28 protein-coding genes and 1 riboswitch are annotated in these 26,100 nt (G+C 38.3%); of the genes, 10 read left to right on the top strand and 18 right to left on the bottom strand.

The features are described 5' to 3' along the window. The first annotated feature begins 105 nt into the window (after positions 1-105). Positions 106-486 (top strand): aspartate 1-decarboxylase, encoded by a 381-nt coding sequence (gene panD / locus ACYU0V_RS14425; protein ID WP_002120296.1) that lies wholly within the window; start codon positions 106-108, stop codon positions 484-486. A gap of 45 nt (positions 487-531) precedes the next feature. Here panD and ACYU0V_RS14430 read toward each other — a convergent pair whose 3' ends face one another. Together ACYU0V_RS14430 and ACYU0V_RS14435 are read right to left on the bottom strand one after the other, a co-directional pair. Then, complete coding sequence (locus tag ACYU0V_RS14430; RefSeq protein WP_461848007.1) at positions 532-1,092, bottom strand: GDYXXLXY domain-containing protein; 561 nt, start codon at positions 1,090-1,092, stop codon at positions 532-534. After that, entirely contained in the window at positions 1,089-2,873 is a 1,785-nt protein-coding gene (locus ACYU0V_RS14435; protein WP_461848009.1) for a DUF2157 domain-containing protein, read from the bottom strand. Before ACYU0V_RS14435 ends, ACYU0V_RS14430 begins: the two co-directional genes overlap by 4 nt. A 176-nt stretch (positions 2,874-3,049) precedes the next feature. Then, positions 3,050-3,200, top strand: a riboswitch (FMN riboswitch). A gap of 90 nt (positions 3,201-3,290) precedes the next feature. On the opposite strand from ACYU0V_RS14435, the gene ribB reads away from it, so the two are divergent. Further along, positions 3,291-3,950, top strand: coding sequence for a 3,4-dihydroxy-2-butanone-4-phosphate synthase (gene ribB, locus ACYU0V_RS14440; protein WP_005070969.1), 660 nt, complete (start codon positions 3,291-3,293; stop codon positions 3,948-3,950). 58 nt (positions 3,951-4,008) lie between these two features. Here ribB and ACYU0V_RS14445 read toward each other — a convergent pair whose 3' ends face one another. Next, on the bottom strand, positions 4,009-4,683 hold the full coding sequence (locus ACYU0V_RS14445; RefSeq protein ID WP_133481979.1) for an HAD-IA family hydrolase: 675 nt from the start codon (positions 4,681-4,683) through the stop codon (positions 4,009-4,011). A 97-nt stretch (positions 4,684-4,780) separates the two neighbouring features. Here ACYU0V_RS14445 and ACYU0V_RS14450 point away from each other — a divergent pair, with 97 nt between their 5' ends. Further along, a complete protein-coding gene (locus ACYU0V_RS14450; protein ID WP_461848011.1) occupies positions 4,781-5,548 on the top strand; it encodes a hydroxymethylpyrimidine/phosphomethylpyrimidine kinase in 768 nt (255 codons plus the stop codon). Positions 5,549-5,592: 44 nt separating this feature from the next. Here ACYU0V_RS14450 and lysM read toward each other — a convergent pair whose 3' ends face one another. From lysM to ACYU0V_RS14480, 6 genes are all read right to left on the bottom strand, one after another. Further along, positions 5,593-6,066: a peptidoglycan-binding protein LysM gene (gene lysM, locus ACYU0V_RS14455; RefSeq protein ID WP_002120434.1), complete on the bottom strand. Its 474-nt coding sequence runs from the start codon at positions 6,064-6,066 to the stop codon at positions 5,593-5,595. A 186-nt stretch (positions 6,067-6,252) separates the two neighbouring features. Beyond that, on the bottom strand, positions 6,253-6,489 hold the full coding sequence (gene acpP, locus ACYU0V_RS14460) for an acyl carrier protein (RefSeq protein WP_001279871.1): 237 nt from the start codon (positions 6,487-6,489) through the stop codon (positions 6,253-6,255). Positions 6,490-6,573: 84 nt separating this feature from the next. After that, positions 6,574-7,308 carry a 3-oxoacyl-ACP reductase FabG gene (gene fabG, locus ACYU0V_RS14465; protein ID WP_002120395.1) on the bottom strand — a complete coding sequence of 245 codons (735 nt, stop codon included), beginning with the start codon at positions 7,306-7,308 and terminating at the stop codon, positions 6,574-6,576. Further along, positions 7,305-8,291, bottom strand: coding sequence for an ACP S-malonyltransferase (fabD, locus tag ACYU0V_RS14470; RefSeq protein ID WP_002120357.1), 987 nt, complete (start codon positions 8,289-8,291; stop codon positions 7,305-7,307). Before fabD ends, fabG begins: the two co-directional genes overlap by 4 nt. 151 nt (positions 8,292-8,442) lie before the next feature. Next, positions 8,443-8,628 (bottom strand): 50S ribosomal protein L32, encoded by a 186-nt coding sequence (rpmF, locus tag ACYU0V_RS14475; protein ID WP_000290730.1) that lies wholly within the window; start codon positions 8,626-8,628, stop codon positions 8,443-8,445. Positions 8,629-8,702: 74 nt separating this feature from the next. Beyond that, positions 8,703-9,263, bottom strand: a complete 561-nt coding sequence (locus tag ACYU0V_RS14480) for a YceD family protein (protein WP_002120393.1) — start codon at positions 9,261-9,263, stop codon at positions 8,703-8,705. A 96-nt stretch (positions 9,264-9,359) separates the two neighbouring features. Between ACYU0V_RS14480 and ACYU0V_RS14485 the strand changes: the two genes are divergently transcribed. The 5 genes from ACYU0V_RS14485 (at position 9,360) to rluB (ending at position 13,303) form a co-directional block, all read left to right on the top strand. Continuing rightward, the gene (locus ACYU0V_RS14485; protein ID WP_005803226.1) at positions 9,360-10,022 is read left to right on the top strand and encodes an elongation factor P hydroxylase; all 663 of its coding nucleotides are present in this window, start codon (positions 9,360-9,362) and stop codon (positions 10,020-10,022) included. A 90-nt stretch (positions 10,023-10,112) separates the two neighbouring features. Continuing rightward, a complete protein-coding gene (locus ACYU0V_RS14490) occupies positions 10,113-10,730 on the top strand; it encodes an L-threonylcarbamoyladenylate synthase (protein WP_016144492.1) in 618 nt (205 codons plus the stop codon). A 223-nt stretch (positions 10,731-10,953) separates the two neighbouring features. Beyond that, positions 10,954-11,745 carry a segregation and condensation protein A gene (locus ACYU0V_RS14495; protein WP_017387236.1) on the top strand — a complete coding sequence of 264 codons (792 nt, stop codon included), beginning with the start codon at positions 10,954-10,956 and terminating at the stop codon, positions 11,743-11,745. Further along, complete coding sequence (gene scpB, locus ACYU0V_RS14500) at positions 11,742-12,338, top strand: SMC-Scp complex subunit ScpB (protein ID WP_002120355.1); 597 nt, start codon at positions 11,742-11,744, stop codon at positions 12,336-12,338. The genes ACYU0V_RS14495 and scpB overlap by 4 nt, the downstream gene beginning before the upstream one ends. Positions 12,339-12,379: 41 nt before the next feature. After that, positions 12,380-13,303, top strand: a complete 924-nt coding sequence (gene rluB / locus ACYU0V_RS14505; RefSeq protein ID WP_461848022.1) for a 23S rRNA pseudouridine(2605) synthase RluB — start codon at positions 12,380-12,382, stop codon at positions 13,301-13,303. Positions 13,304-13,363: 60 nt separating this feature from the next. Here rluB and bioD read toward each other — a convergent pair whose 3' ends face one another. The 5 genes from bioD to ACYU0V_RS14530 form a co-directional block, all read right to left on the bottom strand. Further along, positions 13,364-14,008 (bottom strand): dethiobiotin synthase, encoded by a 645-nt coding sequence (gene bioD / locus ACYU0V_RS14510; protein ID WP_347747081.1) that lies wholly within the window; start codon positions 14,006-14,008, stop codon positions 13,364-13,366. Continuing rightward, positions 14,009-14,758: a malonyl-ACP O-methyltransferase BioC gene (gene bioC / locus ACYU0V_RS14515; RefSeq protein WP_461848023.1), complete on the bottom strand. Its 750-nt coding sequence runs from the start codon at positions 14,756-14,758 to the stop codon at positions 14,009-14,011. Further along, on the bottom strand, positions 14,755-15,912 hold the full coding sequence (locus ACYU0V_RS14520) for an 8-amino-7-oxononanoate synthase (protein WP_417889340.1): 1,158 nt from the start codon (positions 15,910-15,912) through the stop codon (positions 14,755-14,757). Before ACYU0V_RS14520 ends, bioC begins: the two co-directional genes overlap by 4 nt. Position 15,913: 1 nt before the next feature. Further along, on the bottom strand, positions 15,914-17,194 hold the full coding sequence (bioA, locus tag ACYU0V_RS14525; protein ID WP_039756369.1) for an adenosylmethionine--8-amino-7-oxononanoate transaminase: 1,281 nt from the start codon (positions 17,192-17,194) through the stop codon (positions 15,914-15,916). A 93-nt stretch (positions 17,195-17,287) separates the two neighbouring features. Beyond that, positions 17,288-18,019, bottom strand: coding sequence for an alpha/beta hydrolase family protein (locus tag ACYU0V_RS14530; RefSeq protein WP_174724539.1), 732 nt, complete (start codon positions 18,017-18,019; stop codon positions 17,288-17,290). Between the two features lie 356 nt (positions 18,020-18,375). Here ACYU0V_RS14530 and otsB point away from each other — a divergent pair, with 356 nt between their 5' ends. Beyond that, positions 18,376-19,227 carry a trehalose-phosphatase gene (otsB, locus tag ACYU0V_RS14535; RefSeq protein ID WP_461848024.1) on the top strand — a complete coding sequence of 284 codons (852 nt, stop codon included), beginning with the start codon at positions 18,376-18,378 and terminating at the stop codon, positions 19,225-19,227. Continuing rightward, complete coding sequence (locus tag ACYU0V_RS14540) at positions 19,215-20,648, top strand: alpha,alpha-trehalose-phosphate synthase (UDP-forming) (RefSeq protein ID WP_069124200.1); 1,434 nt, start codon at positions 19,215-19,217, stop codon at positions 20,646-20,648. Before otsB ends, ACYU0V_RS14540 begins: the two co-directional genes overlap by 13 nt. Positions 20,649-20,717: 69 nt before the next feature. On the opposite strand, the gene ACYU0V_RS14545 is transcribed toward ACYU0V_RS14540, so the two are convergent. From ACYU0V_RS14545 to ACYU0V_RS14560, 4 genes are all read right to left on the bottom strand, one after another. Beyond that, the gene (locus ACYU0V_RS14545; RefSeq protein ID WP_081403856.1) at positions 20,718-21,911 is read right to left on the bottom strand and encodes an MFS transporter; all 1,194 of its coding nucleotides are present in this window, start codon (positions 21,909-21,911) and stop codon (positions 20,718-20,720) included. Between the two features lie 291 nt (positions 21,912-22,202). After that, complete coding sequence (gene ftn, locus ACYU0V_RS14550) at positions 22,203-22,667, bottom strand: heteropolymeric bacterioferritin subunit Ftn (protein ID WP_001214863.1); 465 nt, start codon at positions 22,665-22,667, stop codon at positions 22,203-22,205. A 252-nt stretch (positions 22,668-22,919) separates the two neighbouring features. After that, on the bottom strand, positions 22,920-24,959 hold the full coding sequence (ligA, locus tag ACYU0V_RS14555) for an NAD-dependent DNA ligase LigA (protein ID WP_461848027.1): 2,040 nt from the start codon (positions 24,957-24,959) through the stop codon (positions 22,920-22,922). A gap of 94 nt (positions 24,960-25,053) precedes the next feature. Next, complete coding sequence (locus ACYU0V_RS14560) at positions 25,054-26,100, bottom strand: cell division protein ZipA C-terminal FtsZ-binding domain-containing protein (RefSeq protein ID WP_017399785.1); 1,047 nt, start codon at positions 26,098-26,100, stop codon at positions 25,054-25,056.

The raw sequence follows: 26,100 nt of genomic DNA on the forward strand, positions 1-26,100 counted from the left end.
TTGCTTTTTTAGGAGCAAAATGCGCATCAGCCACTTTGCCAACCGCTAAAGCTAAAGATTTCACCATAAGATCTACATCTTAGGTCTACTCAGGAGACGCTAGCCATGCTATCTCGTTTATTAAAATGCAAAATTCACCGTGCAGTTGTAACCCATGCTGAACTTCACTATGAAGGTTCTTGTGCAATTGATGGCGTATTGATGGACTTAGCTGGTATTCGTGAATATGAAGAAATTCATGTTTGGAATGTAACCAATGGCAAACGCTTCACAACTTATGCGATTCGTGGTGAAGATAACTCTGGAATTATTTCAGTAAACGGCGGTGCTGCACATCAAGCAGACGTTGGCGATTTAGTAATTATTGCTACATTTGGTGATTTTACTGAAGCTGAAGCAAATATTCATAAACCACGTTTGGTATATGCTAATCCAAATAATACAGTCAACCACACAGCGAATTGCATTCCTGTTCAAGTTGCCTAATTTATTTTAAGAATAAAAAGCCCGCATTGACGGGCTTTTATTATTTTATAAATCCTTAATAGTTCCTTCCCACCAGTTCTTTTGTTTTTCACAATTTAATGGTTGAAGCTGCTCTCCTCGTAATTCGAACAATATCGCCTCTCCTTCAGGATTTACCTTAAATTCAGCATATTTGGCTTTTTCATAACATTGAGCCAAGCCTTCTGCAAACAAGAAACTGCGAGAGGCAGGATATAAAGCCTGCAAACGATTTTCAGGATTTTTTAAAATTAACCTCTGCCCAGCAAATGAATTATTGATATCTAAAATGGTACGAACTACGCGATTTTGTGAATCCAAAATAATTTTTGCGGGAACGGAAGAGCGATTAAAAATCACCTGTTCCAGAGCCTCACCTTCACTTCCTGCAACAGCTTTAAGAGATTGTAAATGTAATTCATAAGCCAGTGCCATATAGTCACCTTGTAAAATTGAACGAGGATCAACTGGCTTAAGCTCGATGAAAATACTTTTACTATGGTGCAAATGCCATTCATTTTCCGCCACTAAACCTGCAAAAAATAATATGGTGGCTAATGCAAGAATAAGAGAAAAATACTTTTTCATTCTTTCTCTCCTTTAACAAGATCATTTTTATTTTCACATTGAAGTAACCAAGACAGAGCCAACAAAACAATACCCGAAATAAAAATAGATGCACTCTTAGCTAGAAAAGTTATTTGTAGGTTGTAATAGAGCTGCCAGAACACAAAAACGAATACTGTTAAGCTCACTCCATACACAATATAATCTTTCTTTTTTAATGCCCACGTTAAAATAATAAGCAGGATGAAAATTTCAAAATATCCCAACACAATAAGGAACACACCAAATATTAAAAAGGCGAAAAAAGTGAGTGCCTTAAGTTGTCGATATAAATGAAGAACACTAAAGCAAAGTAACCAGACAACAGGTAGCAAATATAAAACCCATAACTGCTGATCTATCGAATTTTCTGGTACCAACCCCATAAAAGTATTGAAAAAAGAAGCTACAAGAATTACGACCAGCACGCATAAAAAAATACTACGCTCGTATAGGGCTATTGATTCTCTCTTAGGTAAGAGCACCAAACTAAAAACCAAGTAACTGAGCAAAGTTAAATTTAAATAAGTCTGAGTAGAATGTATTGACCATAATGAATGGTCCAGTTGTAGCAAATAGATAAAAGCTATGCCATACGTAGCAAGCATTTGAATTAAAATGAAGAACCAATGTGGTTTAAGAAAATAACTAATACATAGAATAAAAATCTGTGCAATTAAAACCCATAGAATTTGATCTGTTTCTGAACCAAGATGAAACAAGAAAGCGGTCTGCCCACTGATAAACAAACAATAGGCAAATTGCCGAAAGAAATAGCTTTGTGATTTCTTTAAAAGAATAAACGCCAATCCAACAAAAACAACTCCAACAACTAAAGAAATAGCTTCCCAAAACACCAGCGTAAAAGCTGCAAGTGACAAGCCAGCAAGCCAAGCACCAATTGCCAATGGAATGACATAAAAGCGACTTTGACGAAAAATTTTTATTAAAAGATAGCTGATCAGCGCAAACCAAATAAAAATAATGCCTGCAATCAATAAAAATATGAACTCATTAGAGTCTTTAAATAGGTTATTAATCCCATCTACAAGCCATATCGTTGCAGTCACACCAAGAACAGCTGCCATCAAACTAGCACATAGCTGATCATCTTTTTTGAAGAAATAATAAAAAACGACTATTCCGGAAAAGAAGGCAGAAATTAGATAAGGAATATTCTCATTCGATAAATATTGAATCATTCCAATAATCGAAATAACGGCGAACCAAGCGATAAAGACAAATCGTAAAGCACGATATTTCTTTATACATACCCAAAACTCAATAAGGCTTAATAAATTTAGAGCGATTAAATATAAATAAGGAAACTTTTCAGACCAGAAAGTCTGTTTAAAAAATAAAAAAAGTGTAAGTTGACTGGTAATACAAATTAAAGCAAAGATTCCAATATTCGGTCGATATAACCACGGCAGTAAAAGCAATGTCCAAATTAAAAAAAGCAAATAACTGTCTGCACCAGTTTGATAAACCTGTCCAATTACAGCCAAGCTTAAACCTATCATCAAACCACTAACGCTATGTAAGGTCTGCCTAACCCCATCACTTAATGTATCTTTTATGCTGAACCAAGCTGTGACAACTAATATAACGGGCGGGATCGCGAGTTGAATACTGTTTGGAAGCATAAACCAGTTGGCAGCAATTAAATAAAGGATACTTACTGCCATAAATACATAACTGAAAATATGGAGATGCTGAATAAATGAGCTATTGGTTAGAGGATAATAGTCTCTTATCTGCATGAAACACCTATTTTATTTATAATTTTCTATAAAAAACATAGCATTCCATTTTCATATCAACAAGTAAGCTCTTGTTAAAAAGCCTATTTCGATTTATGAAAATGCTTATTCATAAAGAAACTTAGCATTCTATAAAAGCATCTAGCCAATTCTATCAAGCGCGCTATAATAAAACCCATCGCTTCAGGGCGGGGTGCAATTCCCCACCGGTGGTAAAGTTAATTTTTATAAATAGATTAACAAGCCCACGAGCTTAAATTGTGTAATTTGAGCAGATTTGGTGAAACTCCAAAGCCGACGGTATAGTCCGGATGAAAGAAGACGACGAACTGGGATAAATCCGTTTTATTTCAGTGCCAGCCTGTTTTTACATCAGTCCTGAAATGTTCAACCGTATTTTTACGAGAGCGTTTCATTATGTCTAGCTTAATTCAACCAGAACTTTTTTTCTCAGCCCTCTCTCCTGCTGAGCAACGCATTCAACAAGCATTAGAAGATATCCGTCAAGGCAAGCCTGTCTTGGTTATGGACGACTTTGATCGCGAAAATGAAGCAGATTTAATTGTTGCAGCCGAAACTTTAACGGTAGAAACAATGGCACGCATGATTCGTGATGGCTCGGGTATCGTATGTTTATGCCTTACAGAAGAGCTAGCAGACCATCTAGAACTACCACCAATGGTTTCTCAAAACTCGAGCCAGTTTCATACCGCTTTTACAGTGACCATTGAGGCAGCTCAAGGCGTTACCACTGGTGTTTCTGCTAAAGACCGTGTAACAACTATTCAAACCGCTATTAAAGATGGTGCTGTTGCAAGTGACTTAAATCGTCCGGGTCACGTTTTCCCATTACGTGCACGTAATGGTGGAGTCCTTACTCGTCGAGGTCATACTGAGGGAACAATTGATCTAGCAAGACTAGCTGGGCTTAAACCCGCTGGCGTATTATGTGAATTAACCAATCCAGATGGCACGATGGCATCGGGCATTCAAGTTTTAGCATATGCTCAAACTCATCACTTAACGGTGATTACGATTGAAGAACTTGTTCAATACCGCCAGCAACATGGTATTTAAATAAAAAAGGTTTGGCTTTAGATCAAAGCCAAACCTTCAAATTAAAACTTACGTATATTTAAGAAACTTTCTTTTGTGTTGCCAGTTCTTCAACATAGTCTAAAAGTTCAGAGAATTGCTTAATCATTGCTTTTGGCTGTGCTTGAGCAAGTTCCTCTGCTGTTCCGTAACCATACGTCACCGCTACCGCCTCAATACCGTTATGACGAGCACCCAAAACGTCATATTGACGGTCACCGACCATTAAACACTCTTCAGGATTTAGTTGCTCATGCTCAAGAATATAATGGATAAGATCAGCTTTATTAGTGCGCTCACCCGTTAACTCACTCCCATAGATATGTACAAAGTATTGGCTTAATTCAAAATGGTCCAAGATACGTTTTGCATAAATCGTTGGTTTAGCAGTTGCAACAAATAAACGATATCCTTCTTTTTTTAAAGCGCTAAGCGTTTTTGCAACAGATGGATATACTTCATTTTCGAACAGGCCAACCACCGAAAAACGCTCGCGATAAGCAAGTAAAGCTTGTTCAGCTAAAGCATCATCTTGAGTAGCTAATAATTTTGCGAGTGATGGCTTTAGTGGTGGGCCAATTGTCCAGTCAATATCTAAATCGGCAGCCAATGGATAGCCTAATTTCTCCATTGCATAGCGAATTGAAGTATGGATTCCAACTTTTGGGTCTGTTAAGGTTCCATCTAAATCAATCAAAATATGTTTTATAGCCATTCAATCACTAACCCAGTAAAGTATTTAATTCAATTGGTCGAGAGTTTAATCAAACTCTCTTATACTAACGTAAATTTAAATTGAAAAGGAAATAACCGTGCGTCCAACCGTACTTTGTTTCTCGGGTTTAGACCCTTCAGGTGGTGCAGGTTTACAAGCCGATATCGAAGCAATTGGACAAAGTGGTGCCCATGCAGCAATTGCATGTACTGCCCTCACCATTCAGAACTCACAACAAGTATTTGGCTTCGAAGCAACCTCAAAAGAACTCTTATTAGCACAAGCAAATGCAGTTGTAGGTGACTTACCCATTAAATGTGTTAAGTCAGGCATGCTTGGCACAACAGATAATATTGCGGCACTAGCTGAATTTTTACGTGCTCATCCTGACTATCAATATGTACTTGATCCTGTTTTAGTCGCAAACAGTGGCGGCTCTTTAGGTGATCAGGCAACTCTCGTTAAAGCGTTCGTTGAACTTATTCCTCTAGCCACAATTATTACTCCAAATACCGTTGAATTACGTGCTCTAACAGGTATTACTGATTTAGATCAAGCCACTCAAAAGCTTTTTGAAATGGGTGCTAAAGCTGTTCTAGTGAAAGGTGGACACGAAGATACACCAGATCATATTAAAAATAGTTTATATATCGATGGTGAACTAGCAGCGAGTAGTAGCTGTCCTCGCCTTGAAGGTGAATATCACGGCTCAGGTTGTTCTTTAGCTAGCTTTATCGCTGGCCGTTTAGCTTTAGGTGATTCTTTAAAAATTGCAGTACAGCATGCTGAAACATGGTTATTCGGTGTTTTAAAAAATGCAGACATCCCTGTACCAAACGGACAAAAGATTCCAAAGCGTTTTTAAAAGCACAAAAAAGGCGCTTAAAGCGCCTTTTTTATTAACCTCGATTATTGAGGAATACGTAAAACTTGCCCCGGGAAAATCTCATCAGGATCTTTTAACATTGGTTTATTTGCTTCAAAGATTTTTGGATATTGATTTGCATCACCGTAAACTTCTTTCGCAATTTTTGAAAGGTTGTCACCAGATTTCACTGTATAAAATTTACTTTCTGGTTCAGGAGTTGCCACTGTCATCTGGTCATCTACTTGAGCCACATGATCAATGTTTCCAACAATAAGAATAATTTTCTCTTTATCTGCTTGGCTTTTTACCTGCCCTTTAATAATTGCAGTATCAGTAGTACCGTTATAGGTTACAGATAAGCCTTCTACCCCTAAGCCCAAACTTTTAATTAAACCTAATAATTTATTTGCAACTTCTTGTGCAGAAGGCTCTGCTGGTGTTGCTGGAGCTGGTTGTGGTTCTGCTGGTGCGGTATTTTTCTTGCCAATACCTTTTACAAAATCAAAAAGACCCATCTTTTAGTCCTCATATTATTGTTTATAGTAAAGTCATTAAACTGACCTTTATTGTTATACTTCAAAAAAGTTATACCTCTGCTATCAATTGAGGTTGATCTTGTAAAAATATGTATCTCTTAATTTTTTTCTAAAATAAAAAAAGCCACCTTACGGTGGCCTTCTTTTTATTCAGCAATATGCGAATTAACCAAGTTTTTTAGTTACATAGTCAATTGCAGATTGAACTGTAGTGATTTCGTTAGAATCTTCATCAGGAATAGTGATGTCGAAGTCGTTTTCGAAAGACATAACAAGTTCAACTAAATCTAAAGAGTCAGCACCTAAGTCATCCATAAAAGATGCTTCGTTTTTAATCTCTTCAGCTTTAAGACCAAGTTGTTCTGCAACCGCTTGTTTAACGCGTTGTTCGATATCGCTCACAGGAATTCTCCTCATTGCTTGTGGCGTTTAATTTGCCACTAGTTTAATTGAATATAAAAATTTTTAAAAGTTTATACATCGGCGTTAGGCCATGTATAAACCACCATTTACATGTAATACCGTACCGGTAATGTAACCTGCTTTATCACTTGCAAGGAAACTCACCGCATTTGCGATATCTTGTGGCTCACCTAAGCGATTTAAAGCCACTTGATCACTCATTTTTTTGCGAATGTCTTCACTAAGTGCATCTGTCATTTCTGTTGCAATAAAGCCTGGCGCCACACTGTTTACAGTAATTTGGCGGCTACCCATCTCTTTTGCAAGGCTACGGCTGAATGCTTCAATACCTGCTTTAGCAGCGGAATAGTTCGCTTGGCCTGGGTTTGCAAAGTGAGCTACAACAGAACTGATATTAATAATTCGACCAAAACGTGCCTTCGTCATACCCTTAAGCACACGTTTAGATAAACGATAAACTGCTTTAAGGTGAATGTTGAGAATGTCATCCCAATCATCTTCAGACATACGAAGCAACAAATTGTCTTTCGTAATACCTGCATTGTTAACTAAAACAAGTACAGGACCATAGTTCTGTTCAATATGAGAAACGACTGCTTCAATCTCATCGAGATTACGCACGTCGAGTGCCAAACCTGCACCTTGTTCACCAAAGCTATCACTTAACTTTTGTGCACCAGATTCAGAAGTCGCAGTACCTACAACAAAATAACCGTCTTGAATAAGTTGCTGGGCAATGGCAGCGCCAATACCCCGACTCGCGCCCGTCACTAATGCAACTTTGCGTTCTTGTGTCATGCAATTTTTCCTTCTGCCACTAAAACAGCATTTAGGGCATCTTCCATTTTGCTCTTACTATCAATAGAAAAAGCTTTTTCAATATTTGGTAAACGCTTTGCGAGGTTACTCAATACTGTACCTGGACCACACTCAACAATGTATTGAATACCTTGGTCTTGTAGAGACTGCATGGTACGTGTCCATTGTACTGATTGGTACAATTGTGCAGTTAATGCCTGACGCAATTGAGCAACATCGGTAGCTATTCCCGCGTTGACATTTTGTATTACAGGAATGGTAGGTAGCTCAATGGCAGTTTGTTCCAAAGCTTCTGCAAATTTCTCAGCGGCAGGTTTCATCAACGAACAATGAGAAGGAACTGACACTGGTAAAGCAATTGCTTTAGCTGACTGCTCTTTTGCCAAAGCCATAACTTCTTGTACAGAAGCTGTACTTCCTGCAATCACAACTTGACCTTGTGAATTATAGTTTGCAGCTTCTACAGAACCTTCACCTGATGCACTCACGGTTTGACAAAGTTCAACCACTTTCTCATCAGCCAAACCAAGGATTGCAGCCATAGCCCCTTGACCCTGAGGTACAGCACTTTGCATGAGCTTGCCACGCAAGTTAACTAATTTAACAGCATCTGCCAAGCTCATAGAGCCTGCAGCTACCAATGCACTGTATTCACCTAGTGAATGTCCTGCAAGGTATTTAGGTGCCAGACCACCTAAATCAAGCCATACACGCCATAAAGCGATACTGGCAGTTAATAACACAGGTTGGGTATTTTCTGTTTGGTCGAGACCTTCGCCACTTTGCGCAATATGCCAAAGATCAAATCCAAGAGCATCTGAAGCTTCTGCAAAAGTTTGCCCGACCCCACTAAACTGTTCTGCTAGTTCAGCAAGCATACCGACTTTTTGTGAACCTTGACCAGGAAACACAAATGCAGTTTTTGTGGCTAAAGCTACTTGTTCAAGACGTTTAGCAGACATAAGAAATCCTTTTTTGGGTTTTCACTCATTTCTGGAGCGGAAATTTAACACGTTATTTATATATTTATAATTGCGAAAAACAACAAAAAAAGGGAGCTTTCGCTCCCATTTTTTCTATACTTAAGCATCACGCTTAATGCATATCATGCAATTATTCAGCATCAGCTGCTTTAGCGAATAATTGACGACCACGGTAGAAACCGTCTTTAGTCACGTGGTGACGACGATGAGTTTCACCAGTTGCTTGGTCTACTGTTAATGCATTCTCGGTTAAAGCGTCATGTGAACGGCGCATGTCACGGCGAGAGCGACTTTTACGGTTTTGCTGAACGGCCATGATGGCTCCTTACAAAGATCGAAAAAATGGATCAGAACAAATTCAGTTGTCTTATCTCATAATTATAACACAAATTATGAGTTAAGTTTACCCTTCAAACCTGCCAAAACATCAAACGGATTATCCCGTTTTTCTTCGACAACATTCTGAATGGTAGGTTGATGTTTATGTTCACAAGCATCATGCTTGGGAGATAAAGGCATCAACAATAACAGTTCATCTTCTAGTAATGCGAGTAAGTTAATCGAGGCAGGCGTATCATAATCGCCTTTTGTCGAAGACTCACTTTCACCTAAAACGATGAAATCAGCATCCTCATCCAAGCGCTCTATCAGTGACTCATCATCCACTAATGCAATATGGAAGTCTAAGACAAGAGGCATTTCAACAGGTTCCAAACAACGTTGGCACTCCATTGGAACTTTCGTGTCCATGTGACCGTCCATCCACACAATGCGATGATATGCATCCATTGATAGCTTACAGTCTATGTTGATCAATTGGTTATCAATTGATCCAACAGCTTCACGAGCGATACGAGCAAAGCGAGACAAGGGCAGTTGACCTGACCATGTAAAGCCTTGTTCAGCCCATTTAAACGGCTCAATCTGTGCCGGAAAGGTATTTGCTGACATAATTAAGGCGGCAATTCTACAAATTCATCGGTACTCTGTCAAAGATTAAGATACAATTTTGCACTTCTTTAGACAGAACTCGGGGTAAATTAAGCAATGCACCTGTTGCAGCCGCAACCTGAAGTTAACACTTCATTACTCGTTTGCACCCATTCAACTCATCAGAAAACCTTTGTACCTGACCTAGTGCAACTCTCACCATGGTCAAGCTCAAAATCGGAGTCTGAGCAAGTTGATTGGCTTATTTTACACTTTAATCACTGGTTTTCCCACCATAATGTGACATTAGTTCGTGGTGATTTTGAACCTGAATATTTCCCAGCGACAAATAAAGAACCAGCCAAGATCCAATTTGCTCACGGTTTCTTTAATAGTGCTTTGCATGAAATTAGTCATTGGTCTATTGCAGGTGAAAAAAGACGTCTATTACCAGATTTAGGATATTGGTATGCCCCTGATGGTCGTACCCAAGAACAGCAAAGTTTATTTGAACAAGTAGAAATTAAGCCTCAAGCCATTGAATGGTTATTTGCACAATCTTTTGGCAGAAAATTTAGAGTATCTCTCGATAACCTTACAGGTGATAGCGGAGATGGCAAACTATTTAAAGATAATGTTTATGCTCAAGTGCAACGTTACTTTTCGGGTGAAGCTAAGCTACCCCGTGACGCAGCAGCATTTATTGGTTTTATTTGCCAATGCACACGTTCAGGTACACCTTTACAATTAAATGAATTTAAACGTGAACTCCTTGATTAATTGACAAAAAAACTACGTTAATTGCTTGCCTAGGTTATTTAAAAAGCCTAATAATTATTTTTAACACTGGCGTGATGGAGTCTCTAAAATATGATGCATTTACATGTACATCCTGAAAATCCACAGCAACGCCTCATTTCCCAAGCGGTTGAACGTATCCGAGCAGGAGATGTTGTGGTCTACCCTACCGATGCTGCCTATGCAATTGGGTGTCAAATCGGTAATAAAAATGCCATGGAACGTATTGCACAGATTCGTGGCTTAGGACCTAAACATCAATATGCCATTATGTGCTGTGACTTATCTGATATTGCAACTTATGCAAAAGTTGATAATGCGACATATCGTTTATTGAAAGCGAACACACCAGCTATTACTACGTTCATTTTACCTGCAACAAGTGAAGTTCCTCGTAGATTGATGCACCCTAAAAAGAAAACGATTGGTTTACGTATTCCAAGCAACCCGATTTGTCAGGCTTTATTACAAGAACTTGGTGAGCCGCTACTCACCAGTACATTAATTTTACCGGGTCAAGAAGACCCTCTAGATGACCCTTATGATATTGAAAATCAGTTAGATAAACGAATTGATGTATTTATTGACGGTGGTTTTGGTACCTTGACCAGTACAAGTATCGTTGATTTATCGGGCGAACATCCTGAAATTATCCGCCGTGGTGTTGGCGATGTAAGTGCTTTTGAATAAGCACTTACTTTTTTACCAATAGTTTAAAAAAAAGTATTATCACTCAAAAAAATACTCTTTATTTATTTTGGATTTTTTTTACACTTTAGTCGTTAAGTAATTTATTAAAAGACACAATTCATTTAGAATGATTTTCACTATCTGCTGTTCTTCTACTTACAGCTGTCTAGGACTTGAATAACAAGTCTCATGCTTTTGAAAATTCGCGTGGCTTATAATCGTAATGAATCAATCACTTCATCAATCCATGGAAGACGCTCCACACATCCGTGTTTTAGATGAGTGGCATGACAAAATTCCAGAAGATCTCTATATACCTCCAGCTGCATTTGAGATTTTGCTCGAGCGGTTTGAAGGTCCATTAGATTTTTTAATTTATCTGATTCAGAAAAATGGCTTCGATTTAATTCAACTCGATATTGCTCCTATAGCGACTCAATATTTAGCCTATATGGATAGTATGAAGTCTTTAAATATCGAGTTGACAGCAGATTATATGGTGATGGCTGCTCTATTAGCTGACCTAAAATCTCGCCTACTTCTACCAAAACCTACAATTATAAGCATTGAAAAAGATCCTAAGCAGGAGCTTATTGATCGTCTTGAAACCTATCTACGCATTAAGCAAGCAGCTGAGCGTTTAGGTCAAATGCCAATTCTTGAACGCGATACATTTAGTGCCAATGTAAGCTTGGGACATATCTCTCCTGTTTATGAAGGTTACGATATCTCAGCGCTACATGATGCGTTGTTCTGTGTATTTAATCGCCCCGAACCTATTACCCATGTTGTCGCTCAAGAACCTGTTTTACTCGAAGAACGTATTGCATATATTGAAGAGAAATTAGAGTCTGGTGACGTGTTAAGTTTTAAAGAATTACTCAATCCCCAGCAAGGTCGTATGGGAATGGTTGTTACATTTATGGCAGTTTTAGAATTGACTCGCCAACAGAAAATTAAAATTATTGCCACTGGTATTGAAGCCCCGTTAGCAATTCAAGGATCTTCAATATGAGTAGTTTTGAACAAAATAATAGTGATTTGTCATTAGCTGACATACATCATGAAGTCTTACTACAACTTGAAGCAATTATCTTTGCCAGTGAAGCGCCTGTTTCAATTGCCCGCTTAAAAGAAGCATTTAACAATCAATATAATAAACAACAGCTTCGTCAGCTTTTGCAACAGCTCGCGCTATTGCAACATGGTCGGTCTATTGAGCTGATTGAAACAGCACAAGGGTTTCGCTTTCAGGTAAGATCTAAATATCGTAGTATTATTGCGCAAATTTGGCCAGAGCGACCAACAAAACTGTCGCCTTCATTACTAGAAACCCTGGCTGTCATTGCTTATCATCAACCGGTTACCCGAGCTGATATTGAACAAATTCGTGGTGTATCTAATAATAGTCAGATTCTTAGAACACTATTTGACTGGAACTGGATTAAAGAAGCCGGTTTTAGAGATTTACCCGGAAGACCTGCGTTGCTAATTACAACGCCTCAGTTTCTGAATGCTTTTGGTCTAGCCTCTCTAGGCCAATTGCCTCCCCTACAGAACGCCAAGGAAGCCTTTATGGCTCTCGATGCAAATGCACCGAAATCATAAAGAGGTGGACTGTTGATCATTATGTCTAAGGTTGTGCTGTCATGAGTGAAAAATTGCAAAAAGTATTAGCGCGAATCGGATTAGGTTCCCGCCGATATATGGAAGAGGTTATTGCCGCAGGACGCGTGAGTGTAAACGGTCGTGTTGCCCAAGTCGGTGAGCGCATTGAACCAGGCGATGAATTACGCATTGATGGCCGTAAAGTTCAGTTTCAGATTGAAGACGAAATTCGTCGTCGCGTACTGATTTATTATAAGCCTGAGGGTGAAATCTGTTCACGTAATGACCCTGAAAAACGCCCAACCGTATTTGATCATTTACCACAAATTGCCAATGACCGCTGGGTCATGGTAGGTCGTCTGGATATTAACAGTACTGGTTTATTACTATTCACAAATGATGGTGAACTTGCTAACCGCTTAATGCACCCATCTAATGAAATCGAACGTGAATATGCTGTTCGAGTAATGGGTGAAGTAACGCCAAAACTACGCCAAAACATGCTCAACGGAGTAGAGCTCGAAGATGGCCCTGCCAAATTCGAATCATTCTCTGAAATTGGTGGTGAAGGTATTAACCGCTGGTACCAAGTTGTAGTAAAAGAAGGTCGTAACCGCGAAGTACGTCGTATTTTTGAATCGCAAGATCTTAAAGTCAGCCGTTTATTACGTACACGCTACGGTACAGTTATTTTACCGCGCGAATTACGTACTGGTCGCTGGATGGAACTCGACAAAACTGACATCGACAACTTAGCCAAATCGGTTGAGTTAAAACCACGTCAAGGTACAGGTTTATTTGGTATGGCAAAACGTCGTACTGATCGTATGACTGAAAAACCAATGGCAGCACGTCGTGGCGGATACTTACGTCAACAACGTCGTGATGATGAAAAAGAAGCTCCTGTTAACACAGGGAATCAACGTAAATCGACTGGTTTTAACCGCGGTTCGAAGAAATTCTAAGCTATTAAAAAGATGTAAAAAGACCGCTCAAATTAGAGCGGTTTTTTATAGCCGTTTAACTTAATTCATTTTTGCCAGTTCAATCCATTCAGCTTCAGGAAAATGAATAGCTAAATAATCTTTCAAATAATTTGAAGTATCTTGAGAAATTAATGGATCTTTTGATTCATCTTTTAGGTTATAAACCAAGGCATGCAACTTCAGTCCACGAGACTTAAGTGCTTCAAGACTAAGCAAAGTATGGTTAATACTTCCTAAACGGCCCGATGTTACTAAAATAACGGGAAACTGATGCTGAGCGACGTAATCAATGGTCAGCAGACTAGTGGTTAATGGCACCATTAAACCTCCCGCACCTTCCAACAATACGATTTCAAAACGCTCCGCCAATGTTTTGGTCGCATCTTCAATTTTTGGAAAATCAATTTCTCGGTTATCAAGACGTGTTGCAAGATGAGGTGAAGCAGGATAACTGAAGATTTCAGGCATGGTTAGCTTGTCATGATCTTCTTGGAACCAGCCCTGCCCCATAATTTCACGATGCTTTTCAATATCCTCAGAAATATCAGCATTACCTGTTTGAATGAGTTTTTGGGTAATCACTTTTTTACCCTGCTCAGTCCATAATTTTGCTAAAAAACCTGTCGCGTAGGTTTTACCAATTTCGGTATCAATCCCACTCACAAAATAGATCTGGCCACTCATTTACTTCATTCTCCGAGCAATACAATAAATCGGATGATACGTTAGGGAATATCCTTCGGCATACTTAAACCGATCATAATCTTGATAAAACTGTTGTAAAGTTTGCTTAGTCCAACGATGCTGAGCAGTTGCTGTTACACCTGTTGCTTTTAAATGCTGTAACACGTCTTTAGGTGAATCGAAATAGAGTTGCGTTTCTGACTCTGACAAATGCAAAATCTCAAAACCAGCCTGAGTTAAGGCACTATTCCAATTTTCAACTGACCAATAACTTAAACCTTGTCCTGTTAGCTCTTTAATTTCTATTAAATTCTGAGAGCCGAATGTTGAAAAGCATAACCAACCTCGCTCAGTTAAAGCTTCATTACAACGTTTGAGCAAGTGCGGTAAATCTTGCATCCACTGTAAAGCTGAACCTGAAACAATCATATCGAGCTGCTGGGGAAAATCTAAAGTTTCAACATCCCCAATCAACCATTTTAAATTTTCTTGATGACTAAAGTGTTGCTGCACATCTGCATATAGATCATTCAAAATTAACTCTTCAAACTGAAAATATGTAGTAAGAAGATGAGTTAAATTGCCAGAACCACAACCAATTTCAAAGACACGCGACATCGTACGTGGGCAGAACTGCTGAACTAAACCTGTTAAATTTTGGCAAATCTGTTTTTGAACAATTGCATGTTCTGAATAGCTTTGCCCTGCTTTGGCAAAACGCTGGGCAACTAAGTTTTTATTCAAACTCACAGAAAACTCACCAATTCTTCAAGTTCATGTTGCTGCACCATTGACGTTAAAGAAATACGCAAACGCGAACTGTTTTTAGGTACTGTTGGTGGACGCACAGGCATAGCATAAAAACCACTTTCCTGAACGTATTTCGCTTTATCGATCGCAGCCTGACTTTCTCCAACAATGACTGGAATAATATGGCTGGTCGATGGGCTTACATAACCCTTTTGCACAACAGCTTGTTGAAGATATTGGCTAATATTTTTTAAGTGCTCACGCTGAGATTGAGAGACTAATACTTTTTGAAAAATAAAGTTTGCCCATGCCATAACAATCGGAGGCTGTGCAGTACTAAAAATAAGTGGGCGCATTTTATTAATGAGATAATCTTTAATAATTGGATCACAAATAATGTAACCACCGACCGCCGCTAATGCTTTGCCTAATGTACCGACCAGAAAATCAATTTCCTGAATCACATTATATTGTTCAGCACATCCTAAGCCTTGCTGACCACGAACCCCAATTGAATGCGCTTCATCGACATATAACATAGTTTTAGCAAAACGTTTTTTTAGCTGAACTAAAGCGGCTAAATCCGTCTCATCACCGTCCATACTAAAAATACTTTCTGTGACCACAATGATTCGTTCAATCTTGTCATCATCATGATATTTCTGGAGGAGTTGTTCCAAGTGTTGTAAATCATTATGTCGATAACGCACATACTGAGCGCCAGACAAACGTATACCGTCAATCATACTGGCATGAACTAACTTATCCGCCAATATTAAAGTTTTACTATCAGCAACAGCTGGCAAAATACCAATATTCATATGGTAGCCACTATTAAATAATAGTGCCGCTCGACCGCTAAATGCTTGACTTAGGCTATTTTCTAATTGTTCATATTCCTCAAAATTTCCCGTTAATAGACGTGAAGATGAAGAACTAAAATAGCTACGCTCGATTGGAAAGCTATCTAAAAACTCTTGACGAAGATTGATATCAGCCGCCAACCCAAGATAGTCATTTGAAGCTAAGTTGAGCATCGTTTTATTTTGAATCGTAATAAAACGTCCGTGCTGCACATTTTGGGTAAATTGTCTAAAGTTACCTTGTTGCTTTAACTCATCCAATTCGGCAGAAAAATGATCAAGCAATGACATCTTAATTCGCTCCCTGCATCGTTTGAACAACTTCAACCAATTGTTCGAGCAAATCGCTTAACTCTTGATGCGTGATGACATACGGTGGCATCACATAAACTAATTTTCCAAAAGGACGGATCCAGATTCCGCGGTCTACAAATTGTTGCTGTAAGGTTTTCATATCAACATTAAAGGTGAGTTCTACTACACCAATTGCCCCCAGCACTCGCACATCGGCAACATAATCAAGCTGACTTAAAGGCTTTAAATATTGGCTAAGCTGTTGCTCAATACGCTCAATATTGGCCTGCCAATCTTGCTCAATTAATAATTGAGTACTTTTTAAAGCGACCGCGCAAGCAAGTGGATTGGCCATAAAAGTTGGGCCGTGCATAAATACCCCAGCCTCACCGCGACTAATGGTTTCTGCAACATGCTTTGTCGTTAAGGTAGCAGATAACGTCATGTAGCCGCCTGTTAGTCCTTTACCTATACACATAATGTCTGGCTCAACTTGTGCATGTTCCCAAGCAAAAAGCTTACCCGTACGACCAAAACCAGTCGCAATTTCATCAAAAATTAATAACAGATTATATTGTTCACAAAGTGCTTTCGCCTGACGTAAATATTCAGGATGATAAAAACGCATCCCCCCTGCACCTTGAACAATCGGCTCAATAATCAGTGCAGCAAGGTTTTCATGATTTTGCTGAATAGCTTGTTCTAGCTCAGCAATATCTTCTTGGTTCCACTCTTCATGAAATTTGGTTTGCGGAGCTGCTACAAAAAGACGGTTCGGTAAACTTGTACCAAAAATCTGATGCATACCTGTAACAGGATCACAAACAGACATCGCATTCCATGTATCACCGTGATAACCGGAACGTGTAGTAATAAAATTTGTTTTTTGTGGTTGGCCTTGTGCTGTCCAGAATTGCACAGCCATTTTCAAAGCAACTTCAACGGCTACCGAACCTGAATCTGCATAGAAAATTTTATCGAGACTTGGCGGCGTAATTTTTAAAAGAATTTTTCCAAGTTCAATTGCAGGATCGTGAGTTAAACCACCAAACATGATATGCGACATGTTCTGTAATTGATCTGTCACTGCCTGATTGAGTTCAGGGTGATTATAGCCGTGAATTGCACACCACCATGACGACATACCATCAATTAAAGTCTTACCATCATCTAGTTCAATCGTTGCCCCATAAGCACGTTTAACCTTAAACGTTGGTAAAGGTTGGGTCATTGAGGTATATGGATGCCAAATATGTTCCAAATCAAAATTATCGGTCATCCTCTATACCCTTTTACAGCAATTAAATCTTTCATTTAGCACATGTTAAACCTGTTAAGAATGAAAGAAAATTGCGAGATCAACCAAAGCTTATTAACTTTGCTGATGAATTGTTAAAAATTGGCAGATTTCTTCAATTGTTCGATCTACTTCTAGGTATGGAAAAGCATGAGTAGCGCCTTCTAATACTTTATAACTCATGTTTTCTGTCGCGATATCCTTGAAATTTTCAATAATTTTGCAAGGAATGACATTATCTTGCTCGGCAAATACATGAAGCTGCGGACCTAGATAGTTTTTTAAGTTATTTACCAAATTTAGTTGCTCAAGCATTTGCAAACCTTCTGATAGCAATTCACTTGAAGGCGGATTTGCTATGTTTTGCATGCTTATCCAATCTTGTTTAGCCTGAGAGGAACCGAGTGTAATTAAATAATAAAAACGCTTTAAAGTGGCTTGCGGGTTTTGTAAAAAAGAAGTCTTAAATTGACTAAACACATCAGCAGGCATAGCAGTCTGCCAATTATCGTTGGTAACAAAACAAGGATTTGAAGCGAGCGTAATTAAAGTTTTAGTTTGCCCTGTTTGTTCATAAAAAGTATTAACCAGTTGAGTTGCTAACTGTCCACCTAAAGACCAACCTATTACTACATCAACCTCAGCAACTAAATCAAGCTGGGCACGATACTTACCATCTAAAATATTAAAAATATTAATAAGTTGTGTTTGATAGCCAGCTTTTTCCAATTGCAATTTAAGGGACTGCAAAGGCTCCACTCCTACTCCCCAACCTGTAATTAATAAAATTTTATTTTGTAACTTCATATGCCTGTCCAAAGCCGATTTTATAAAGATTATATAATAATATCGATTTAAAATATCTTTTAAAATCAATATAAAGGGTAAATTTTAGAGCATAGAATTAAGCATTTATAATGAGTTAATATTCTGAAATATATTGATAAGTAAGACCCGCATTATTCATAGTAAATATACAAAAATTTAATTATCTAAACATTGAAGCCAATCAAAAAACAACATACTCCACACTTCGCCTATAAATCCATTATGCAATGTAATTAATGTTAATACTTATGTTTTTTTATTAAAAAAAATGACTCACCAATTCATTTTAATGCTAGAAGATTAATTATTGATCAAAAAGTATTAGGAAGGCTAATATGAACAGTCAAAGCACAATATCTGATGGGAGAGAAAAAAATACATCTTTTGTTACACCCTACGATATTATAAATAACTTATCTTTAGATAAAAATTACTGCTTGTTTTTGGATATTGATGGCACATTAGCACCCTTTCAAATTAATCCTGAGCATAGTTTTATTCCACAAACTACATTAGACGTTATAAAAAAAATTACTAAATTAAATATACCTGTTATTGCTATAACAGGTCGTGATGTAGATACAGCAAGCAAACTACTACATCCTATTGAAGTTCCAATTGCTGGTTTACATGGTTTAGATATTTATTTTGATTCAGGAAATTATATTCGACCAGATTTAAGCAGTATTAACTTCAAAAATTTAAAACAAGATATTACCAAAAATTGTGATAAATATCCCGAATTATTAATTGAGGATAAAGGATATTCTATTGCCTTACATTATCGTAAAAATCCTAATTTAGAAAATAAAGCTATTAATATTATGCAGAGAATTAATTTAAATTACCCCCACTTAAAAATAAATAGAGGGAAATTTGTTGTTGAATTAATTCCAAACCAAGCTGATAAAGGTATAGCAATTGAAACTATATTAAATCATCTTGATTTATCTGCTGTACTACCTATTTTTATAGGTGATGATTTAACAGATGAATCTGGTTTCACTTACATTAATCAGCAATCTGGCCTTAGTATTAAAGTAGGTCTGGGTGAAACACAAGCAAAATATAGATTAAAAGATATTGATAATGTCGCGGATTTTCTTCTTTTATTTCAAAACAGAATAAAAAGCTTATATGTCAAAAATAGCCAAAATCAGAATGGAGAAAAATTATGTCTAAATTAATCGTATTATCGAACAGAATAAGTATGCCATCGGGTAAAGCTTCAGCAGGTGGTCTTGCTGTAGCTGTACAAGATGCACTAAATGATAGTAACGGCATCTGGTTAGGCTGGAATGGGCAGCAAATTACCGATAGCGAAGCGCCAGAATTTGAGCAGGCTTATTCTCAAGGAATTGACTACATTACCTGCCCCCTCACTCATCAGCAATATGCCCAATATTATTGTGGTTTCGCTAACAAAGTTTTGTGGCCAGCAATGCATCATAGAGATGATCTGATTGAATATGATGCAGAAGAATATAATACCTATCAAAAGGTTAATCGCTTATTTGCTCAAAAGCTAAAAGAGCTTGCTCAGCCTGAAGATCTTATTTGGGTGCACGATTACCACTTTTTTAGTGTGGCTCGCTATTGCCGTGAATTAGGCATGCAAAACAAAATTGGTTTCTTCTTACATATTCCTTTTGCCAGTCTGAATATCTGGCACAAAATTCCGGTAGCCCGTGAGTTAATTCAAGACTTGAGTCAATATGATGTTATTGGCTTACAAACTCAGATTGACCAAAATGCCTGCATGCAGACTTGTCTGAATTTACTCGAAGCTCAAAAAATTCAAAGCAACAGTATTAGCTATAAAAAACGTCAAATATTAATTAAATCATACCCAATTGGTGTTCAGCCTGAACTTATACAAAAACAAGCCCAGCAAGATTTGGCTACCTCTTCGGTGTTTAATTTTGAAGAAATACCACGTCAAAAAACTATTATTGGAGTTGATCGTATTGATTATTCAAAAGGTTTACTCGAAAGATTTAATGCATTTGCAACCTTTTTGGAAACCAGCCCTGAATATCATGGCTTAGTTCGACATCTTCAAGTGGCGATCCCTTCTCGTACCGATATTCCAGCTTATCAACGCTTATATCAACGTTTTAAAACCAAGCTGGAGTTAATTAACGAAGAGTTTGCGCATGAAGACTGGAGACCTGTAGATTGCTGCTATGACACGGTACAACACCATAATCTCATGCACATTTATCGTCATTCAGATATTTGTTGGATCAGTTCACTACGTGATGGGATGAATCTAGTAGCTAAAGAATATATTGCGGCTCAAGACCCAGAAAATCCAGGTGTGCTCATTTTATCTAAATATGCTGGTGCTGCTGAGCAGATGTCTCAAGCCTTGATTGTTGACCCACAAGATAGAGCGGCAATGATGGATACTTTAAAAATGGCTTTAGAAATGTCTAAAGCTGAGCGTATTAATCGTTATCAACAATTGATAGAGGGATTAACATCATCTGATCTTACCAATTGGCGAAATAATTTCTTGGATGATTTAGAAAAGACACCAACTTTACTAATGAAGCCTCAGCGATTATTACAAGATAATTATCAATCTATTTATCAGGTTTTATAAATCTGAATAAAAGAACATCGAGAAATTCAATTTCTCGATGTTCGCTATTTGGTGATTATTATTTATAAATTAATTTGTCTTTACTAATGTAAAGCGGTTAAGTAAAGCAATAATAAATAGTAATACAGCGACGCCTGTTAAAACTGTACTTAAACCAGTCCATTCCCCAATTAAACCGATTAAAGCTGGTCCACTTAATGAACCGGTATAGGCAATTGTTGATACTAAAGAAAGTGCTGCTGCTTTAGGCATATTGTTTTGTCGACCAACACGAGAAAACATCACTGGTACAATATTAGAACAACCTAATCCTAACAGTGCATAACCCAATACAACCACTTGCCACACTGGTGCCGTTACAATAACAGCCATACCAATAGCGGCTCCAATTGCACTATAAGTCACAATATTTTTTTCACCCCATTGCTTAAGCAAGATATGACCTGCAAAACGACCAGTCGTCATGCTAAGCGCAAAGAAAGTGTAAGCTAAACCAGCAAAAGCAGGATTAAGCTGATATTTACTTGTTAAATAAATACCACCCCAGTCCATTGCTGCACCTTCTGATAAAAAGGCGATAAAACACATCATACCAATAAGCAGAATAATGCCATCAGGACGATAAAGTTTTTTGGGCGCTTGAGTGGTATCTTCAAGTGGCTTTTCATCCTGTTCAAAAGACGTTAAACAAGATGGAATCGCAACGCCACCAATAACAAGCAAAATCATAACGACTGATAACGTACTCATTAAGGGTGAAAGCCCTACTGCCAATAATGCTGTCACAAGCATAGCGCCCGTTAAGCCACCAAGACTGCACATTCCATGGAAACTAGACATAAGAGCTCGCACACTATGTTTTTCAACAACTACTGCCTGTAAATTGATAGCTACTCCAAGACATCCTGCCGCCGATCCAAAAATAAACAATGCTACGGCCATCGTCACAATGCTGCTCCACATCGTAAGGCTAGGCAATAAAACCATTAACAACATCAATGCCAAAGCAATTAACGGACGACATCCCCAGCGCTTTACTAAAGCACCAGTCGCAGGCATAGCAATCATTGACCCAATACCCATACAAAGCAAAAGTAAACCAAAATCGGCATGATTTAGGTTTAAACGCTGCTGTGCAAAAGGAATAAGAGGTGCCCAAGCTGCAGTCGCAAAACCTAAGCTAAAAAAGCTTAGTCGTGTTGCAAGACGCTGTGTGCTTAGGAGAGTAGCTGTATCTAAAACAGCAGGTTTGGTAAATAACATATTTCGCGAACTCACCATAAAATCATTGGCGATCCATACCAACCGATTTTCCATAGAAAAACCCTTGCCTCATTAAATTTCTAGGCAAGGGTTTTATTGGCGAAATTATAAACAATTTCATAAAAAAAACAGGGGGTGCGATACAATTTTTCTGACTTTTTTGTAACTGCCAAAGCCTTATATAGTAAGACTTTGAATATGTTCAGTTTGACAAAATTAACATCCAAGTCAAGACTTCATTTCATTAAAATGAAGCAATAAAAAAAACCCAGCCTTAGCTGGGTCTTTTTATTAAATTTGAGATTGAATATAGTTTTGTAAGCCAATCAACTCAATTAAACGTAATTGCTTTTCTAACCAGTATGTATGGTCTTCTTCAGTATCTGATAATTGTTGACGCAACATATCACGGCTAATGTAATCGCCCTTCTCTTCGCAAAGTTTGATACCTGTCGCTAACTTTTCACGAACATGATATTCAAGCGCCAAATCAGCTTTTAAGCAAGATACAACGTCTGTACCAACATTGATATCTTCACGGTGCATATTTGGCTTAGCACCTAAAAACAATACACGGCGAATGATCGCATCAGCATGAGAAGCTTCTTCTTGCATCTCATGATCAATACGTTCATAAATTTTATTTAAACCCCAATCTTCATACATACGAGAATGGATTAGATATTGATCACGGGCAGCCAATTCTCCGCCAATGAGCATATTTAAATAGTCTATGACTTCTGGATTGCCACGCATAATAAATCTCCTATCGTATGAGAACTATTATGGGCAATCTTAAAAGTGATTGCAAAACAAAAAATGGTTAAGTTTATGATTTTTATCAAATTAAAATGAGAAACATACGCATTTGCAGTTTAAGTTATTTAAATTTCCTCTGCAAAAAGAAACGCTTGTCCAATTTATAAGTTCAGACAAGCGTTAAAATATGGCTCAAACCATCAATTTATAAATTTGTAACTAAAATCAATGGTTCTTATTTCGGTAGATCTATTCGCTTAAAGTCTGCCCGTAGCTCGCCATAAGTGATAAGAAATCAGTCTCATTCATAACAGCAATACCTAGTTTTGCTGCTTTTTCTAATTTCGAACCAGCCTTCTCACCCGCAACAACACATTTGGTTTTACTCGATACACTACCGCTTACACGCGCACCTAATGCTTGTAGCATTTGAGTTGCCTGATCACGCGTCATTTGCTCTAATGTGCCCGTTAACACCCAGCTTTCGCCATTTAATGGCTGTCGTGTTGGTGCAGTCGGTGCATCCCAATGAATACCCGCAGCAATTAAGCGATCAAGCACTTCAATGTTGTGCGGTGCCAAGAAAAAGTCAGCAATCCATTCTGCAGTAATATCACCAACATCTGGTGTTTTCTTTAAAGCTTCAACATCAGCAGCTTTAAGCGCTTCCAAAGTTTGGAAAGTATTGGCTAACATCCGAGCTGTTGTTTCACCTACTCCACGAATTCCTAAAGCATAAATAAAACGCGCAAGCGTTGTCTTTTTACTAGCTTCAATCGCATCAATCAGATTTTGTACCGATTTTTCGCCCATTTTTTCAATCCCGAGTAAAGTTTCTCGGTGTTCGTGCAAATGGTAAATATCGGCAACATCTTTGAGCAAATCGAGGTGTAATAAAGACTCTACCCAACGATCGCCTAGGCCTTCAATATCCAGAGCTTTACGTGATACGAAGTGACGAATCGCTTCAATACGCTGTGCAGCACAGTACAGTCCACCAGAACAACGTGCTAAAGCTTCCCCTTCAGGCATTACAACTGGTGAAGCACAAACAGGACAGTTTTCAGGTAAATGTACAATTTCGGCATCAACAGGACGGAACTCTGGCCAAACTTTTTCTACTTTAGGAATAACATCGCCAGTACGATAAACACTCACCGTGTCACCAACACGTACATCAAGACGATGGATTTCACCAATATTGTGTAAAGTTACATTGGAAACCGTAACCCCCCCCACAAATACAGGGTTTAAACGCGCTACTGGAGTCAAAGTACCGGTACGCCCTACTTGCCAATCAATCTGATCAACCGTAGTTAATGCAGCTTGTGCAGGGAATTTATAAGCAGTTGCCCAGCGTGGTTCACGACTTAAAAAACCAAGTTGTTGCTGTTGCTTTAAGTCATCAACCTTTACAACCATCCCATCAATTTCAACTTGTAAATCCGAACGCTCTTGCTGGATTTGCTCATAACGATGCTGTACTTCTTGAATTGAATTACACAGATATTGACGTTCAGCAATTTCAAATCCAAGTTTTGTGAGCCATTGCAGACTGTCATGCATGGTAGTTAAGCCATGATTAGGTTCACATTGAGCGATGCCGTAAGCATAAAATGCTAAAGGTCGAGCCGCAGCAATATTAGGATCGAGCTGTCTTAAACTACCAGCTGCTGCATTACGCGGATTCGCAAATGTTTTATCGCCTTTGGCTTCCTGTTCAGCATTGAGTTTTTCAAAACCAGACTTTGGCATAAGTACTTCACCACGAACTTCCAGCAAACGTGGAATTTCAAAGTGATCTGAATGTAACACTTTAGGCAAATTACGAATCGTTTTAACGTTCTGGGTAATGTCCTCCCCGGTTTCTCCGTCACCACGTGTAACGCCACGTATTAACACACCATTTTCATACCAAAGAGAAATCGCAAGACCATCAAGTTTTAGTTCGACTTCGTATTGTACTTTTTGATTAGGCAAACGCTCTTCAACACGGCGTGCAAATGCGAATAAGTCTTCCTGATTAAAAACATTCCCCAAAGAAAGCATCGGAACTACATGAGTCACACTTTGAAATTTAGAGAGTGCTTGTCCACCTACTTTTGTAGTCGGTGAATCTGATTGAACAAGGTCAGGATATTGCTCTTCTAAAGCTTTTAACTGGTGAAATAAATGATCATATTCACTATCCGAGATTGTCGGCTGATCCATGACATAGTAGGCATGGTTATGCTTTGCAATCAGTTGAATAAGCTGACGCATCTGTTCGATCACGGAAGTTGTTGCCATTATGTTATTCACCATAAAAAAGGGTGGAAATTTCTCCACCCTGAGCTGCGACTAGATATGTTGCAATTATCGCAACGAATGTAAAAAATTAAAACTAGGCGGTCGCCTGTGCCGGACGATAATCAATCACATGATGACGCCAGTGCTCTTTTAACTGTGGCGTAAATTCAAGATTATTCTCATCGTAAACTTTGCCATCAATTTCACGAGCGATTAAACCTGCAATACTCGCCATCATGTCAAAACCAGTCACGGCTTTACTGTTTGGAAGCGCAAGGAAAAATGCTAACCCTTGAACTTGTTCAGTAGATAGCGTTTCAAGATCAAACCCAGCTGGTCCATTGTCTGTCATACGTAATACAGAGAACATGAGTACACTTGGCTCATCGGTATTTTCATAACGATGGAAGCAAGACATTTCACCATAGCGTAAACCATATTTTAACAGCACTTTAAGCGCTTTATCGCCAGACAATGCACGACGAGGGTTTGGATACACATTTAGCGCAATAATCTGTTCAGCCATCGCTAATGCACTTTCATCATCATAACGTTGCTGTTCATGTAAATGCACATCCAGAATATTACTCTCGCCTTCAAACTCAGCAATTTCGGCAGTTTCAATATTCGGGTTTAAACTCAACTCAGGCTCAGTTTTTTCGCTTTCAGCTTCCAGATTTTCTTTTGCTAAAGCTTCAGCTTCCGGTTTAACAGAAACTGTATCAACCAACTCAACTGAACCATCTTTATGAATGGTAGAGCTTGGTACTGTTTGTTCAGATTTAATTTCTTCTACAGAAGCGTTTTCAACAACTGCTTGAGTTTGTTCAGTTTGAATTGCTTTAGCGGGTTCTACGGTCTCAATTTCTGACTGTTTTGTTTCAGGTACTTGAGACGGCGCAGCTTCGCTTAAAGTCGGTTCTACTCGCTCTGCACTAGTCACCGCTACAGATTCAGCTTCAGTTTTCTCAAGCTGATCTCTCACGTGCCTAGGTATAACCGGTTGATTACTATCAGGGTTAATATGCAAATCACTGTCTAATGAGGGTTCAGCATGGTTTGGCTTTTTTAAAATCATTTTTAAGCCAATTAGCATAATTATAATGGCAACAACGATGCCAATAATCGTATTGATTTCCAT

This window comes from Acinetobacter sp. X9 (genome assembly GCF_054889255.1).

Coding starts and splice junctions, on each gene's coding strand:
- panD (WP_002120296.1), top strand. CDS start 106: ATGCTATCTCGTTTATTAAAATGCAAAATTCACCGTGCAGTTGTAACC.
- ACYU0V_RS14430 (WP_461848007.1), bottom strand. CDS start 1,092: ATGAAAAAGTATTTTTCTCTTATTCTTGCATTAGCCACCATATTATTT.
- ACYU0V_RS14435 (WP_461848009.1), bottom strand. CDS start 2,873: ATGCAGATAAGAGACTATTATCCTCTAACCAATAGCTCATTTATTCAG.
- ribB (WP_005070969.1), top strand. CDS start 3,291: ATGTCTAGCTTAATTCAACCAGAACTTTTTTTCTCAGCCCTCTCTCCT.
- ACYU0V_RS14445 (WP_133481979.1), bottom strand. CDS start 4,683: ATGGCTATAAAACATATTTTGATTGATTTAGATGGAACCTTAACAGAC.
- lysM (WP_002120434.1), bottom strand. CDS start 6,066: ATGGGTCTTTTTGATTTTGTAAAAGGTATTGGCAAGAAAAATACCGCA.
- fabG (WP_002120395.1), bottom strand. CDS start 7,308: ATGACACAAGAACGCAAAGTTGCATTAGTGACGGGCGCGAGTCGGGGT.
- fabD (WP_002120357.1), bottom strand. CDS start 8,291: ATGTCTGCTAAACGTCTTGAACAAGTAGCTTTAGCCACAAAAACTGCA.
- rpmF (WP_000290730.1), bottom strand. CDS start 8,628: ATGGCCGTTCAGCAAAACCGTAAAAGTCGCTCTCGCCGTGACATGCGC.
- ACYU0V_RS14480 (WP_002120393.1), bottom strand. CDS start 9,263: ATGTCAGCAAATACCTTTCCGGCACAGATTGAGCCGTTTAAATGGGCT.
- ACYU0V_RS14485 (WP_005803226.1), top strand. CDS start 9,360: ATGCACCTGTTGCAGCCGCAACCTGAAGTTAACACTTCATTACTCGTT.
- ACYU0V_RS14490 (WP_016144492.1), top strand. CDS start 10,113: ATGATGCATTTACATGTACATCCTGAAAATCCACAGCAACGCCTCATT.
- ACYU0V_RS14495 (WP_017387236.1), top strand. CDS start 10,954: ATGAATCAATCACTTCATCAATCCATGGAAGACGCTCCACACATCCGT.
- scpB (WP_002120355.1), top strand. CDS start 11,742: ATGAGTAGTTTTGAACAAAATAATAGTGATTTGTCATTAGCTGACATA.
- rluB (WP_461848022.1), top strand. CDS start 12,380: ATGAGTGAAAAATTGCAAAAAGTATTAGCGCGAATCGGATTAGGTTCC.
- bioD (WP_347747081.1), bottom strand. CDS start 14,008: ATGAGTGGCCAGATCTATTTTGTGAGTGGGATTGATACCGAAATTGGT.
- ACYU0V_RS14520 (WP_417889340.1), bottom strand. CDS start 15,912: ATGTCATTGCTTGATCATTTTTCTGCCGAATTGGATGAGTTAAAGCAA.
- bioA (WP_039756369.1), bottom strand. CDS start 17,194: ATGACCGATAATTTTGATTTGGAACATATTTGGCATCCATATACCTCA.
- ACYU0V_RS14530 (WP_174724539.1), bottom strand. CDS start 18,019: ATGAAGTTACAAAATAAAATTTTATTAATTACAGGTTGGGGAGTAGGA.
- otsB (WP_461848024.1), top strand. CDS start 18,376: ATGAACAGTCAAAGCACAATATCTGATGGGAGAGAAAAAAATACATCT.
- ACYU0V_RS14540 (WP_069124200.1), top strand. CDS start 19,215: ATGTCTAAATTAATCGTATTATCGAACAGAATAAGTATGCCATCGGGT.
- ACYU0V_RS14545 (WP_081403856.1), bottom strand. CDS start 21,911: ATGTTATTTACCAAACCTGCTGTTTTAGATACAGCTACTCTCCTAAGC.
- ftn (WP_001214863.1), bottom strand. CDS start 22,667: ATGCGTGGCAATCCAGAAGTCATAGACTATTTAAATATGCTCATTGGC.
- ligA (WP_461848027.1), bottom strand. CDS start 24,959: ATGGCAACAACTTCCGTGATCGAACAGATGCGTCAGCTTATTCAACTG.
- ACYU0V_RS14560 (WP_017399785.1), bottom strand. CDS start 26,100: ATGGAAATCAATACGATTATTGGCATCGTTGTTGCCATTATAATTATG.